The 13,668-nt window shown below is 51.1% G+C and carries 16 protein-coding genes and 1 pseudogene; 11 read left to right on the top strand and 6 right to left on the bottom strand.

The window, feature by feature from the left end:
- Positions 1-87 precede the first annotated feature (87 nt).
- A complete protein-coding gene (locus ACTNE6_RS16030; RefSeq protein ID WP_194968542.1) occupies positions 88-270 on the top strand; it encodes a hypothetical protein in 183 nt (60 codons plus the stop codon).
- A gap of 51 nt (positions 271-321) precedes the next feature.
- Here the strand turns inward: ACTNE6_RS16030 and ACTNE6_RS16025 are convergent, their stop codons facing one another.
- Entirely contained in the window at positions 322-759 is a 438-nt protein-coding gene (locus ACTNE6_RS16025) for an NUDIX domain-containing protein (protein WP_442497455.1), read from the bottom strand.
- A 311-nt stretch (positions 760-1,070) separates the two neighbouring features.
- Positions 1,071-1,763, bottom strand: coding sequence for a hypothetical protein (locus tag ACTNE6_RS16020; RefSeq protein ID WP_442497454.1), 693 nt, complete (start codon positions 1,761-1,763; stop codon positions 1,071-1,073).
- Positions 1,764-2,105: 342 nt separating this feature from the next.
- Between ACTNE6_RS16020 and ACTNE6_RS16015 the strand changes: the two genes are divergently transcribed.
- From ACTNE6_RS16015 to ACTNE6_RS15980, 8 genes and pseudogenes are all read left to right on the top strand, one after another.
- The gene (locus tag ACTNE6_RS16015; protein ID WP_442497453.1) at positions 2,106-2,648 is read left to right on the top strand and encodes a hypothetical protein; all 543 of its coding nucleotides are present in this window, start codon (positions 2,106-2,108) and stop codon (positions 2,646-2,648) included.
- Entirely contained in the window at positions 2,645-3,331 is a 687-nt protein-coding gene (locus ACTNE6_RS16010; protein ID WP_442497452.1) for a hypothetical protein, read from the top strand. The genes ACTNE6_RS16015 and ACTNE6_RS16010 overlap by 4 nt, the downstream gene beginning before the upstream one ends.
- Before the next feature lie 58 nt (positions 3,332-3,389).
- Positions 3,390-3,890 (top strand): GFA family protein, encoded by a 501-nt coding sequence (locus tag ACTNE6_RS16005; RefSeq protein WP_442499709.1) that lies wholly within the window; start codon positions 3,390-3,392, stop codon positions 3,888-3,890.
- Positions 3,891-4,369: 479 nt separating this feature from the next.
- On the top strand, positions 4,370-4,897 hold the full coding sequence (locus ACTNE6_RS16000; protein ID WP_442497451.1) for a DUF2059 domain-containing protein: 528 nt from the start codon (positions 4,370-4,372) through the stop codon (positions 4,895-4,897).
- Between the two features lie 173 nt (positions 4,898-5,070).
- Positions 5,071-5,691 (top strand): annotated as a pseudogene (locus ACTNE6_RS15995) (LysE family translocator).
- Between the two features lie 301 nt (positions 5,692-5,992).
- Entirely contained in the window at positions 5,993-6,334 is a 342-nt protein-coding gene (locus ACTNE6_RS15990; RefSeq protein ID WP_442497450.1) for a hypothetical protein, read from the top strand.
- A 215-nt stretch (positions 6,335-6,549) separates the two neighbouring features.
- On the top strand, positions 6,550-7,566 hold the full coding sequence (locus ACTNE6_RS15985; RefSeq protein ID WP_442497449.1) for an IS110 family transposase: 1,017 nt from the start codon (positions 6,550-6,552) through the stop codon (positions 7,564-7,566).
- 569 nt (positions 7,567-8,135) lie between these two features.
- A complete protein-coding gene (locus ACTNE6_RS15980) occupies positions 8,136-9,131 on the top strand; it encodes a hypothetical protein (RefSeq protein WP_442497448.1) in 996 nt (331 codons plus the stop codon).
- 28 nt (positions 9,132-9,159) lie between these two features.
- On the opposite strand, the gene ACTNE6_RS15975 is transcribed toward ACTNE6_RS15980, so the two are convergent.
- The 3 genes from ACTNE6_RS15975 to ACTNE6_RS15965 are packed head-to-tail and all read right to left on the bottom strand — an operon-like array spanning position 9,160 to position 11,482.
- Complete coding sequence (locus ACTNE6_RS15975; RefSeq protein ID WP_442497447.1) at positions 9,160-10,140, bottom strand: ribose-phosphate diphosphokinase; 981 nt, start codon at positions 10,138-10,140, stop codon at positions 9,160-9,162.
- Positions 10,137-10,805: a dienelactone hydrolase family protein gene (locus ACTNE6_RS15970; RefSeq protein WP_442497446.1), complete on the bottom strand. Its 669-nt coding sequence runs from the start codon at positions 10,803-10,805 to the stop codon at positions 10,137-10,139. The genes ACTNE6_RS15975 and ACTNE6_RS15970 overlap by 4 nt, the downstream gene beginning before the upstream one ends.
- The gene (locus ACTNE6_RS15965; RefSeq protein ID WP_442497445.1) at positions 10,802-11,482 is read right to left on the bottom strand and encodes a phosphoribosyltransferase; all 681 of its coding nucleotides are present in this window, start codon (positions 11,480-11,482) and stop codon (positions 10,802-10,804) included. Before ACTNE6_RS15965 ends, ACTNE6_RS15970 begins: the two co-directional genes overlap by 4 nt.
- Before the next feature lie 137 nt (positions 11,483-11,619).
- Between ACTNE6_RS15965 and ACTNE6_RS15960 the strand changes: the two genes are divergently transcribed.
- Positions 11,620-12,927: a CapA family protein gene (locus tag ACTNE6_RS15960; RefSeq protein ID WP_442497444.1), complete on the top strand. Its 1,308-nt coding sequence runs from the start codon at positions 11,620-11,622 to the stop codon at positions 12,925-12,927.
- Between the two features lie 67 nt (positions 12,928-12,994).
- Here ACTNE6_RS15960 and ACTNE6_RS15955 read toward each other — a convergent pair whose 3' ends face one another.
- A complete protein-coding gene (locus ACTNE6_RS15955) occupies positions 12,995-13,192 on the bottom strand; it encodes a hypothetical protein (RefSeq protein ID WP_442497443.1) in 198 nt (65 codons plus the stop codon).
- Between the two features lie 250 nt (positions 13,193-13,442).
- Here ACTNE6_RS15955 and ACTNE6_RS15950 point away from each other — a divergent pair, with 250 nt between their 5' ends.
- The gene (locus ACTNE6_RS15950) at positions 13,443-13,661 is read left to right on the top strand and encodes a TraR/DksA C4-type zinc finger protein (protein ID WP_194968554.1); all 219 of its coding nucleotides are present in this window, start codon (positions 13,443-13,445) and stop codon (positions 13,659-13,661) included.
- The last annotated feature ends 7 nt before the right edge of the window (positions 13,662-13,668 follow it).

Raw genomic sequence — 13,668 nt, 5'->3', positions numbered from 1 at the left:
TTCACCCTTAAAGCCAACCTGGCACAGCAGGTTTGGCCTGCCATACCAGATCAATAAACCGTCCTGACTTTTTTGGAGTGGAAAATAGTGGACAGAGAGAATTTACAGAAAAAACTGGATGAATTGCTGCCGATGGTCGAATCCTTCCGGTTTGACGAACAATACGACAACGAAGAGCTTTATACCAAGCTCAACATTCTGGAAGCCGATATCCGGGCCATACTGAAAGTGCTGGCCAATCCCAAGCCCAATCCCTTCATGGTGGTTTAACTGCCATTCGCCGCGTAACGCGCCGGTAAATCGATGCGTTACGCGCTTCCCTTACAACCGCAACGGCGCGACCTGGCCGGTCATACGGTAATTGCGGTAATCATCCAGCACCATCGCATGATCGAACGCCAGCTCGGCGGGAAGATTGTCGAAGGTAAAAATGCCGCAGTTTTTGGCGTCATCGGCCGCGACAGGCATGCCATGCGCTTCGGCGATATAGCAGGCCGTCACGGTATGATTGCGCGGATCGCGCTTGGGATTGGAATAGATGCCCAACAAAGCCGTCAGCCTGATATCGAGGCCGATTTCCTCCTTCGCCTCGCGCACGGCGGCCATCTCCATCGTCTCGCCGACATCGACAAACCCTCCCGGCACGGCCCAGCCGTAAGGCGGATTGGCGCGCTCGATCAAAACAAACGGCCGACCGGGCAGATCGATCAGTTCGATCAAGGTATCGGCGGCGAGCAACGGTGTGACGGGTTTGAACATTCTGGCTCCTGATGATAAACGGTAGTGAAAAACGTCCGGTAGGGTCGTTTTGAGAAGCGCTGAGTATAAAGTATTTGTAACCGGGGGATAAATCTTATGGTTTCAGCGCGGGAATGATCCAGTCAGTTTTATTTTGTAGGATAAATACCTAATATAATGAAATTTTATCTAATGGGAACGACAGTATGGCTAAGAAATACAGGGTGCGCCTAACAAGGGCTGAGCGTACGTATTTGGTAGGGTTTGATCCGCAAGGGGAAAGCATCTGCTCACTAACATCCGGTCTAGCCCCGATTCAATAAAGCGTATTGTTAGAGTTCTTCGTCTTCTGCAGTTAGGAGCAGATCAATTTGAGCCTTAAGTCTTGCTTTATCCGCATCGTAAAAAGGAGTCGGAATGAAAAGCCAAGCTCGACGTCCGCCTGGAAGACGAACTGGAATTCGATCCAACTCGGCGTCATCCACCTCTACTTGAGGGATAGCTACTGCTGATGATGGAGTAGTTAGGCTTACTTTGCCAGCAGAAGATTGAAAATCATTTGCAACCAGAATTGAGTTGTCCTGGGCATCGTAAACACTCCCCTCAACTTCATCACTGGGTTCGCCACCGAAATAATCAGCAAAAATGACTGACCGTTTAAATACAACTAATGCAGATTCTGCGGCTTGAGGTGCAAAGCCTCGTTGTATCAAATCAAATTTTAAGTTTGCATCCGAAGGTAGCCCTGACTCATACTTCTCTAACAATTCACTGTATAGCGCCGGACGTTCGAGAAAACCTAGCAGCAAAGAACGCCTCAGTTTTTCATCTGGTGCAAAGTTGTATGACTCTACTTCTTTAGCCACAGCAAGCATTCCCTCTTTTGGGCGCCCCAATAACCCAAAATACCGAAGAGACGCTAAAGTACTCAATGCGCTTCCATTGTTGGCACTTTTATAGCCCAAATGCTGTGCAACAATTTCTATGGGGGTAGAATGCAACCTTTCACGATCATATACTTTCATGACTCGCGCAAGCGCTTCATCTAGAGACATGGACGGCGCACGTGGACTTTTTTTTCGTATAATCTCAGACATACTTACCTAGAAAATTTAATTAAGAGTAAAATTTATACGTTTAAATTTACCCCGTATAATTATGTTTATTCTTAATAACACATTTATCTATTGTTTTACAATGATTTTTTTATAGGTTTTTCTATAAGCCGCTTACAATTTTTATTTTTAATAAAGTTAAAAAGAGTTTAAATGCTGTTTTTAGTATTCGCGAATAGCGAATACTTGTTAAATTTTATCTAAAATGAGATGATAAATTTATTATTCTGGATTCGCGAATAGAGAAAACTCATGGTTAGAATTGTGACTCGACAAAAGCAACCAGTATTAAAACCACAAGACCTTCTTGTAGCATTAAAGATTGCAGTAAACGAGAACAGGATCATAACCTTTGCCGAATTAGGGCACGAGCTATCGATGTCAGCGTCAGAGGTATATGCCGCTACTCAAAGGGCTGTGATGTCTCGGTTAGTGATACGAGAAGATGGTCAATTACGAGCTGTTCGTTTATCACTACAAGAATTTATTCTGCATGGGGTAAAGTATGTATTTCCCGCCTTAGAGGGAGGTATTACACGTGGAATGGCAACAGGTATTGCGGCTCCTCCATTAAAGAAGTTCTTTGCGCAGTATGAAGCATTAAACCCTGTGTGGCCAGATCCCCAAGGTGAGGAACGTGGTTTAAGCTTACAACCCCTCTATCCATCTGTGCCATTCGCCGCACGTGCTGATTTCCAACTATATGAAGTTCTTGCACTAGTTGATGCTTTAAGAGCCGGTGCAGCACGAGAACGAGAGATCGCTGCATCCGAATTAATGGAGCGCTTGTCGTGATAAAAAATGACCCGAATATCGAAACGCTCGAATTGGCAGCTCACGCACTAAAGCCACTATTAAATGAGCTAGTGCTTGTCGGTGGCTGCGCCGTAGGCTTATTAATTACAGACCAAGCACGACCACCTGTAAGACATACGGTTGATGTAGACCTACTGGCAGAAGTTACTCCTCTCTCCAATTATTACAAACTATGCGATAAACTTAGAGATCTAGGGTTCAAAGAACAAAGGGATATTATTTGCCGCTGGATCAAAGGCGAACTCGTGATTGATGTTATGTCAACAGACGAAAAGGTTCTCGGGTTCACTAATATATGGTACAAACTAGCTGCGGAGATACCACTTACAAGCAAGTTACCGAGCGGAATCGAAATTCAGCATATTTCAGCTCCACTATTGATAGCGACAAAAATTGAATCATTCTATGGTCGTGGTAAAGGCGATTACCTTCATCATGATATCGAAGACATTGTTAATCTCGTAGATGGTCGGCCAGAAGTTATAGATGAACTCCGTGAATCACCTCAAGATTTACGAGAATTCGTTGAACAGGAAATTGACGATCTACTTGCCGATATACGTTTTATTGATAGCATCCCAATGCATCTTAATCCTAGTCAAGCAGAGCAGTCGAGAGTACCTATTTTAATACGGCGGTTGCGTCAAATAGCTGGGCTATAGTATCGAACAATCAGCTCGATAGGTTAGCTTGACAAACCCAGCAATTTACCGCTCCGATATGCTGGGTTTCCGCAAAGCTCCAGCCCAGTCTGCTTGGCTGAGCCTCGCGTTATGTATTAAAAAACAAATGGAGAATTATGTGAATCATCTCAATGGATCATGCCTGTGCGGAAAAGTTAAATTCAAGCTTAACTCTGAGATACGGAACGTCGTCAATTGCCATTGCAATTTTTGCCGCTCACATTCAGGGGCTGCATTTTCCACTTACGTAGCCTTGCCGCATTCTGCGCTTGAAATAACTTCTGGCCACGACAGCCTGCATTCCTTTCAAATCAGAGGGGTCAAAAAGCATTTTTGCCGCGAATGTGGCACTCCCATTTTCAATTTAAACGACAAATATCCAGGTGCATGTATGGTGTACTTTGGCACCTTTGAGCGGTCACGAGACATATTCCCCCAAGTAAACGTCTGGTGTGAAAGCAGGTTGGGATGGATTGATTCATTGCCATCGCTGACTTCTGTGGGCCGAGGGGTTGAAGAAAAAGCGCGGTTAGGCTGAAGCCAGGTAGGGTACGAGACTGTGAAAGTATTCAATTTAAAAGATTTAACCACGAAGGACACGAAGAGCACGAAGTTTTAAGCTTTTGATTAACTTAATTTTTTCTTCGTGTCCTTCGTGATCTTCGTGGTGAATAAGGCTTTTTATGACGTTTTTCACTAATTCTTTCACACTCTCGTACGCATTGCGTACCGTACCATTTTCCACATGTTCAGGTGACTGAAACTCCCAAAGGTACGCGGTGCGTACCCTACTTCTTTAAATTTGATCATACAAGGTTGGATTGATAAAACCAGCTTCACCGCTCCGATATGCCGGGTTTCCGCAAAACTTCCATTCAGCCCGCTTGGCTGCTGCATATATAAAATCTAAATAACATAAGCTATCATGTATTTGTAGTAGTTGCGTACTACATAGAACGGATTGTCGAAAATACGACGCCATATATTGCGTTAAACAATAAAAACAAAAGGAAAACAATGAGACAAAGACTAATAATATTGCTTGCGGCTTTAATGCCGTTTACTGCGTTAGCCGATTCGAAGGCGGATAAAGTCAAGACTTTAATGGATGCGACCGGGCTGACTGAAACATGGACTACACAGTTTCAGGCAGTGAAGGCTCAAACGGAGAAAGTGGGGCAGCAGACTCTGGATCAAGTACTGGCTCAGCTGAATCCTAATGAAGAATTCAAGAAACGACTCGCCAATGCTTATGCAAACTATACAAAAAAATTGGTAATTCCCTGGTCCGATCAAAAAATTGTAGATGTATGGGTGGGGTACTACGGCCCGAACTTTACGGAAGAAGAACTGGATAAGCTTATTGAGTTTCATACATCCGATTTAGGTAAAAAAGATATTGCCGCCAAGAAACAGGCAATGGGCAAGTTTATTGAAGAATATCAGCAAGCATGGCAGCCGGTATTAACAAAGGCAAACAAGGAATATGTCGAAGAGTTGAAAACTGTTGCGGCCGAGTGCAACTGTAAGAAGACGGCTCCTTAATAGGACACAGTAAGGCGGTGCTTCGTCCAGGTGGCGATTCATCCGGACCTGGCCCTTCGATCAATCGGGACCCGGCCTATGAATCTTAAGCCAGTTTTGCGCGGGATTGTTGTTTCGTGACTTCGGCCAGATTCATCCCTGGCCGGATCCGGTGATCTAGGGGAAACTGAAGCATGTTTGATATTCAGAACTACGCGAGCTTCATCGCAGCAATTCTCGTTTTTCAGTTAATCCCCGGGCCCGGCACGCTGACGATTCTCAATGCCACTGCGCACAGCGGCATCGGAGCTGGGTTCGGTGCGGTTATAGGCACTTTGCTTGGCGATTTCATATATATGGCCGGCGCTGCCCTCGGCCTGGCAGCCGTGATGCATGCGCACCTGCTTGTGTTTGAGATGTTGCAATGGTTTGGTTCCGTCTATCTGTGCTGGCTGGGCATCCAATTGCTCAGATCGCCTGTTTCCATCGATGCGAGTGCGTCCGATCAGAAAAAGAGCGGGCGGCTTTATTTTCGATAGGCATTTATGGTCAGCCTCACCAACCCCAAGGTCATCCTGTTCTTCATGGCTTTCTTTCCTCTGTTTCTGCGTACCGATGCATCATCCGTTGCCCTTGGCATCCTGATGGCGCACGTTACCATCATCAGCTTCTTGTATCAGGCTGGCCTCGTGTTCGTCGGCAACGCTCTGGCACGCAAGCTGTCGTCGCTGCCATCGGCGCGCAAAGCCGCGGCTCGGCTTGCGGGCATGGCGATTATTGGATTTGGCATAAAATTAGCCGTAAATAACCGATGAGGCTGCCGTTCAGCCCATTACTCCACGGGGCTCATTGCAAGCGGCGTTCACCAGTATCTCAATGATTTTCTTTACGATTGACGGGAATGGATTGCTGCCGTCATAATCGAGCGAAGTGCCTTGGCAGCCCCGCATGAGTTTTAGTCGGACAGGTTCAGGCACTTCATTTTTACCATCATCTGAATAGTACTATGGTTAACGATTACTTCCAGCCAATGGACGAGACGTCGTGTTTCTCACCATTCCTTAATGCATGGGGCTGAATCAAATTGTCAGATATCAACAAAAAAGGAAACATGCTGTGAACGAACTAACAGAAATAGCCGAGCGCCCAACCTCGATAACAGTCATCTGTGTGATTGGGTTCGTCGGCTCATTGATAGCACTGCCTTTGATTTTTTCACCCGTAGCTCAGCAATTGGGTTTCGGGTATCTGCTATACCTGGGCCTTTCGTCTTTCATAGGACTGGCGTGCATGTTCGGCTTGTGGATGATGAAAAAATGGGCCGTTTATACTTACACCGGTCTTACAGCGCTCAACCAGATTGTCCTGCTGGCAATGGGCTTATGGAGCGTCATGGCACTGCTTATGCCGGCAATGGTTATCTTCTTTGCACTGAAGCATGTTTCCAAGATGTCATGATCAGGTTACCCCTCAAGAAGCTCATTTCAGCCAGGTAGGGTACGCACCGCGTACCTTTTGGAGTTTCAGTCACCTGAATATGTGGAAAATGGTACGCAATGCGTACCCTACTTCCTACAACAATCAGCTCGGTAGGCTGATGATATGGACTCCTCTTCACTCCCACGGTGTCATAATGCACCCAAGAGTAACAACGGAGCAAAGAGGAGCCCGAAATGAATAATAATGTAGTTGGCCTGGACATCGCAAAGAACATTTTTCACTGCTATAGCCTGAGCGCCGAGGGCAAAGCGATCAGGAAAAAGCTCAAGCGAGCAGAATTGCTGGCTTTTTTCGCCAATTACCCCGCGAGTCTGATTGGCTTAGAAGCTTGCGGTGGCGCCCATCATTGGGGGCGGGAACTGACTAAGCTGGGGCATCAGGTTGTGTTGCTGAATGCCCGTTACGTCAAAAACTTCGTGGTGGGCAATAAGAACGACTTTAACGATGCGCAGGCGATCTTTGATGCCGTGACCCGGCCGAACAAGCGCGTGGTGGCGATCAAGACGTTGGAACAACAGGATGTGCAACTGGTTCATAACATCCGGCAGGATTTGGTGGACCAGCGTACGGCACTGGTCAATCAGCTCCGGGGCCTGTTGAGCGAAAGAGGCATTGTCATAGCCAAAGGGATCGATCGGGTCAGAAAAGAACTGCCCTTGATTCTGGAAGAGGCGGAAAACGGCTTGGCCCCGCTCAGCCGTGAAGTGTTGGCCGAACAATATAAACAACTGAAGGCGTTGGATCAAGCCATCAAGGACCAGGACCGACGGATCAGCCGGCTGTGCAATAGTAATGCCTTAAGCCGGCGATTTCTGGACGTGCCCGGCGTGGGGCCGATCACTGCCACGATCGTCGCCGCCGACCTCGGTCACGGCAAGGACTATGCCCGCAGTCGGGATTATGCCGCCAGTTTGGGCGTCGTGCCCAGGCAGCATAGCAGCGGGGACAAAGCGGTGTATTTGGGCATCAGCAAACGGGGCAATCGCTATATCCGCACCAAGCTGATCCATGGCGCCCGGGCGGTGGTCAAGTACTGCAGTGGCAAGACTGATCCATTAAACCGATGGCTGCAAGCCCTGGTCGAACGGCGGGGCTTCAATAAAGCCGCGGTCGCCCTGGCCAACAAGAATGCTCGGATCCTGTGGGCGATGGCGACTAAAGAGCAAGCTTACGAGCCTAAGGTAGCCTAATAGGCGCCGGGTTATCCACGCTTTGCCCACCGACTGCGTGAAAGTGAAGCACTGCGTCCGTGGGCAAAGCGTGGATAACCCTCTTGGGACATGTTTTAACCGAGTACACAAGATTACGGAGGCAAGTTAACCATCAGTGATGACAACAACAGGTCAGACCGGTGCTTTCCAAACCCGTTCAACCCAGAGAGTTCATTAAGAAACCGTTAGGCTGGTTGAGGTGAAAGCGCGCGGATAGATTCATCAGGAGTCCTGAGGTATGAAAACCTCTGTTGAGAGACCGAATATATGGCGGCAATCTTGATCTCTGTTACTGACATTACAAAATTGAAAACTTGGCTTGCAATAATCGAGGAGTCCATATATGGGTTGATAAACCCAGCATTTACCGCCCCCGATATGCCGGGTTTCCGCAAAGCGCCAGCCCAGCTTCCTCAATCGGACGGCCAAGGCCGCACTTTCGCCCCGGCCTTTTGTCTTAACGGTAACAATGATACTGAAGGCGGAACACAGAGTATGGTATTCAGATCAGGCTTACTGAATAGTGCTGCTTGCGGGAAACGCGCACAATGCGTATCGAAGAAAAGGTAGCCTTTCTTCGGCAACCGGACAGCTATCCGGACAGGCCTGCATATGTCGAAGTCATCAAAACTCACATGTCCTGGGTTTTTCTAACCGATAGGCTGGTTTACAAGCTGAAGAAATCCGTTCGATATGATTACCTGGATTTCAGCACCTTGGAAGCCAGGCACAAAAACTGCGAGCGTGAAGTAAATCTCAATCGGCGGTTGGCTAAACATATTTATCTCGGCACCGTGCCGCTCACGCTGGAAGCCGATGGCGGCATGAAACTGGGCGGCAAAGGGCGAGTGGTGGACTGGCTGGTGCAAATGCGCCGCCTGCCCGCCGACCGCATGCTCGATGTTGCGATTCGCGAAGGGACGGTCTCGGCCGCGGATATGCGGAAGGTGAGCCAGGTGCTGGCCGATTTTTATCAATTTTCGCCTTCCTTAGCCATAAGCCCGGCCGAGTATCGGCGCAGCTTCGAGGCGGATATTCGGAGCACTCTGATCGAATTGAGCGACAGCCGATACGCTTTGCCCGGCGTGCAGGTGGACGGGCTCATGGCGGCGCAAAGGCAATTTCTGACAGAACAGGGAGACCTTCTTGAACAGCGCGCAAGGGACGGGCGCATCATCGATGCACATGGCGACCTCAGGCCGCAGCATATCTGTCTGATCTCAGAGCCGGTGATCATCGATTGCCTGGAGTTCAACCGGCAGTTCCGCACGCTGGACCCCGTTGACGAATTGGCTTACCTGGCCCTGGAATGCGAGCGTATCGGTGCGCCCGTTATCGGCGACCAGATTCTGGCGTACTACAAGAAAGCCGTCCGCGATGCCTGTCCCACTGAACTGATCGCGTTTTACATGGTTTTCCGTGCCTGCCTGCGCGCCAAGATCGCTGTATGGCACACGGTGGATCATGACGTTGAGGATCATCAGCGCTGGCTAAGCCTTGCCCGAACCTATCTCGACCAAGCAGAGCGGTATGTGCCTCATTGATGAAGGCAGGGATGAAGTGTGTTTGCGCCTACAGGAACTCTACGCTGGAACCGCTGGTGTGAATATGCCGGATGGCGTCCGCGAATAGCGGCGCGACGTCCAGCATCGTCAGCCGGTTGCGCACGAGTTCCGGGTCGAGCCGAAACGGCGGCAGCGTATTGGTGACCACCAGGCTATCCAGGGCGGGATCGGCCACGACCTGATCGGCCTTGCCCACGAAAATGCCGTGGGAAGCGGCTGCATGGATGCTTTGTGCGCCCTGTCTGCGGCAGGCATGCGCGGTCCGCAGGATCGTGCCGCCGGTGCTGATCATGTCGTCGATGATGATGGCGACTTTGCCTTTTACATCGCCTACCAGCGCTTCGCCGCTGACGACCCCGGCGCTGCGCTGCTTTTCCATGAAGGCGCTGCCGGCAGGCCCGCTCAGCCGCTGGCTCAGCGCTTCGCGAAACAGTTCCGCACGTTTGACGCCGCCGACGTCCGGAGAAACGACGACCACATCGGCATCGGCAAACCGCGCTGCGAAATGTTCGACGAACAGTTCCTTGGCTTCCAGATGGTCCGTAGGACATCGAAAAGCGTTTTGAAAAGCGGCAAGGTTATGCACGTCGAGGGTCAGCACCCGATCCGTTCCCACGGCCTCCAGCAGCTGCGCCATGTAGCGGGTCGTCACCGGATCGCGCGACTTGGTTTTCCGGTCTTTGCGCGCATAACCGAGATAGGGCAGGACGGCGGTCACCGATCGGGCCGAGGCATCTTTCAGGGCGCCGATGAAAAACAGCAGCCGGCACAGCTTGTCGTTGACGCTTTTTCCAGGCTCGCTGTACAGCGACTGGATCACGAAAACGTCGCAGCCCCGCACGCTCTCCAAAGGGCGTATCTTGTGCTCGCCGTCTTCAAAGTCTCGTTCCTCGTGCAGAGCCAGCGGTATATTGAGAGCCGCTCCGATTTTTTCTCCAAGCACCCGGCTTTCGCTCAGTGCAAACAGGCGCATCGCGTCGAGATTCATGAGCCGGACAGATAGCGCAGGAACCAGTCACGGGTGAGCTTCGCCACCTGTTCCAGTTTACCCGGTTCCTCGAACAGGTGAGTGGCGCCGGGAACGATCTCCAGGCGATGCTCGGCCTGCAGATAGCGGGCCGCCTGTTGGTTGAGCCCGATGACCACAGCGTCTTCCCCTCCTACGATCAACAGCGTAGGCGCTCTCACCTTGGCCAGATGGCGTAGCGCCAGATCAGGCCGTCCGCCGCGCGAGACGACTGCGGCGACTTTCCTGGTGCGTGCGGCGGCAGCGCCCAATGCAGCCGACGCGCCGGTGCTGGCCCCAAACAGCCCAACGGCAAACCCGGCGGTCGTTGCGTTTTGGCTCACCCAATCGATCACGCCAATGAGCCGGTCGGTCAGCAATTCGATATCGAAACGGAATTCGCGCGTGCGCAGATCGATGTCTTCCTCATCCGAAGTCAAAAGATCGAAAAGCAGCGTGGCAAGCCCGGCCTCGTTCAGGATTTCGGCCACGAAACGGTTGCGCCGGCTGAACCGGCTGCTGCCGCTGCCATGAGCGAAGACTACCAGACCCTTTGCACGCTCAGGAACGGTAAGGCTGCCGTCAAGGGAGATGCCTTCAAACATCATGCTGACTTCAATGGGCGCCGGGGATGCGGGATGAGTCATGGCTTTTCCGTGTAGTTTGCGGAACTGAATTCCGTAGACCAGACGGATTCGAGGAGGGACTTGACGTCCTCATCGGTGGTCTGGGAAAAATCCCTGTACCAGCGGCCGACGGCTGAAAATGGCTCTGGCATGGCCAGGCAGATCACCTCATCGGCTTCCTCTTTCAGCATCGCTACCGTATCAGGCGGAGCTACGGGGATGGCCACTATGACCGAAGCGGGATTGCGTTGCCTCAAGGCGGCGACAGCGGCACGCATGCTCGCCCCCGTAGCCAGACCGTCGTCCACCAGAATCACATGGCGGTTCTCGACAACAGGTAGCGGATGATTGCCCCGATAGGCCTGCTCGCGCCGTTGCAGTTCCTGTTGCTCTCTTTTAATGGCGGCTTCCATGAGCTCCGGACCGATATGAAGTCGTGACACCAGCTCAGCGTTGAACACTGTTATGCCGCCGCTGGCGATTGCGCCCATGGCCAGTTCCTCATGGCCGGGCGTTCCGAGTTTGCGCACCAGCATGATATCCAGCGATGCGTTAATCGCCTGGGCGGCCTCGAACCCTACCGGGACTCCGCCGCGGGGCAAGGCAAGGACAATCACGTCCGGCCGGTTGGCGTATTTGGCCAAGGCCTGTCCCAGCAGGCGCCCGGCGTAGGCGCGGTCTTCAAATGGCAGTCTCAAGGCGGCTTCCTCATCTACACATCATAAGTTTGTTCCTATGACCGGAATACCTGGTCTATGTATCCATGTCAGGCGATGAAAACTTATAGCCATTTTTGCAAACTGGTATTCGGAGCTTTCGGATGGAATGATGGTCAATGGGACTATTAACCTACCTCTATTTGCCGGCGATGCGTGATTATCAGTTAAAACCGAGAACGCGAAGGGATTTCCTGAAATTAGCCGGGCTTACGGCGATCGCACTGGGCATGGCCGATGCGCGATCAGCGCCGGACAGGAAAGAAATGATGTACGATCAAGGCCTTTCAGCTCAGACGACTTCCCGCGATAACCGGACAGTTACGTTATTTCTGTGCGGCGATGTGATGACCGGCCGGGGTATCGACCAGGTGCTGCCGCATCCTTCCAACCCGCGGATTCATGAGTCTTATATGAACTCCGCCCGAGGCTATGTGCAGATCGCGGAGGAGGCCAACGGCCCCATTCCGGAACCGGTCGGTTTTGACTATATCTGGGGCGATGCGCTTGAAGAACTCCGGCGCACCGGTCCCGACGTCCGCATCATCAATCTCGAAACGGCAGTAACGACCAGCTCTGATTTCTGGCCTGGCAAGGGCATCAATTACCGGATGCATCCGAAGAACATCCCCTGCATTACTGCGGCAGGTATCGACTGCTGCGTGCTGGCCAACAACCATGTCCTGGACTGGGGCTATGATGGCCTGAAAGAAACCTTGACCACTCTGGCCGATGCCGAACTCAAGTGCGCCGGGGCGGGCCGGAGCCTATCGGAAGCCGAAGCGCCAGCGATTATCGAGGTGGCAGGGAAAGGGCGCGTGCTGGTATTCGGCTTCGGCGATGACAGCAGCGGCATTCCCTTGCAGTGGGGCGCCCGCCACGATAAGCCGGGCGTGAATCTGCTGCCGGATTTCTCAGAGCACACGCTGAGCCGTATCGCCGAGCGGATCGCGGATCTTAAGCAGAGAGGCGATTGCGTGGTGGCCTCGATACACTGGGGCGGAAACTGGGGTTACAAGATAGTAAATGCGCAAAGAGAATTTGCGCACCGGTTGATAGATCTGGCCCATGTGGACGTGGTGCATGGCCATTCATCGCACCATCCCAAAGGCATCGAAGTCTATCAGGGCAAGCCGATCCTGTACGGCTGCGGCGACTTTCTGAACGACTATGAGGGCATTTCAGGCCACGAAGAATTCCGGGGCGATCTCTCGCTGATGTACTTGGTAACGCTGGACCTGACGACAGGAAAACTGGTCAACCTGATGATGTCGCCCCTGCAAATCAAACGCTTCCGGTTGAATTACGCGACGCCTAAAGATGCTTTCTGGCTGCAGCAGGTGCTGGACAGGGAAAGCCGAGTGCTGGGCACGAAGATTGATTTGATCGACAGAGACCGACGTCTGGCTTTGTCGGTCAGTTGTTGATGACTGATTGCCCGACTGCCTGGGCATTATCGTTAAAATTCATGATGAGCGATGGCGGGATAACAGGTCAATGTTCCAACAATTTCATTTTGCTGGCATTGGCAAACGCTCTAATACCCGGATCGTTGATGAGGGGGCTGGACAGTTGATCAACCATATCAAAACTTAACGCAAAATCGAACCCGATATCGGACTCATCGTTGTCGGTCTCTTGATCGTTTAATCCCAGCAAGGTCATTTTTTCTCTGATCCAGTTCAGCAACATCTCTATACCTGTCGTTCTTTAAGTGGTGGCCGCCAGCATAGAGCAGTCAGATGACATTTGTATGACAGCTGGCTTAATGAGCCGGTCTTTAATTGAAAGACAGGCGTATCTGCCCGGCATTGGTTTGCTGTACAAGTATCGGATAATGCGGTAAAAATGATTCAATGACGTTAAAATATAAGGACTTTGGAAAGCCATAGGCTTAAACAAATCCTGTTAAATTCCATAACCTACAAGTCGAGTGAGAAATATGTCATCCGCATGGGCAGGTGGCACCGATGCCATCATGGAGCGAATGGAACAAATGACCACGCTCTTTATTGAAGAAACACGAAAATCAATGTATACCGGCGAATCGGCTATCGATTGCGAAGAATGCGGCGAACCGATACCGGAAAGTCGCCGAAAGGCTATCGCCTGCAAATATTGTTTGCCTTGCCAGACGGCATTGGAAAAAAATTCAAAATAAGGCGATA

The sequence above is a fragment of the Methylobacter sp. sgz302048 genome (assembly GCF_052162025.1).
Classification (GTDB): Bacteria; Pseudomonadota; Gammaproteobacteria; order Methylococcales; family Methylomonadaceae; genus Methylobacter.
Note: the sequence above shows the minus strand (reverse complement) of the source record. Positions and strands in the feature narration are given on the sequence as shown.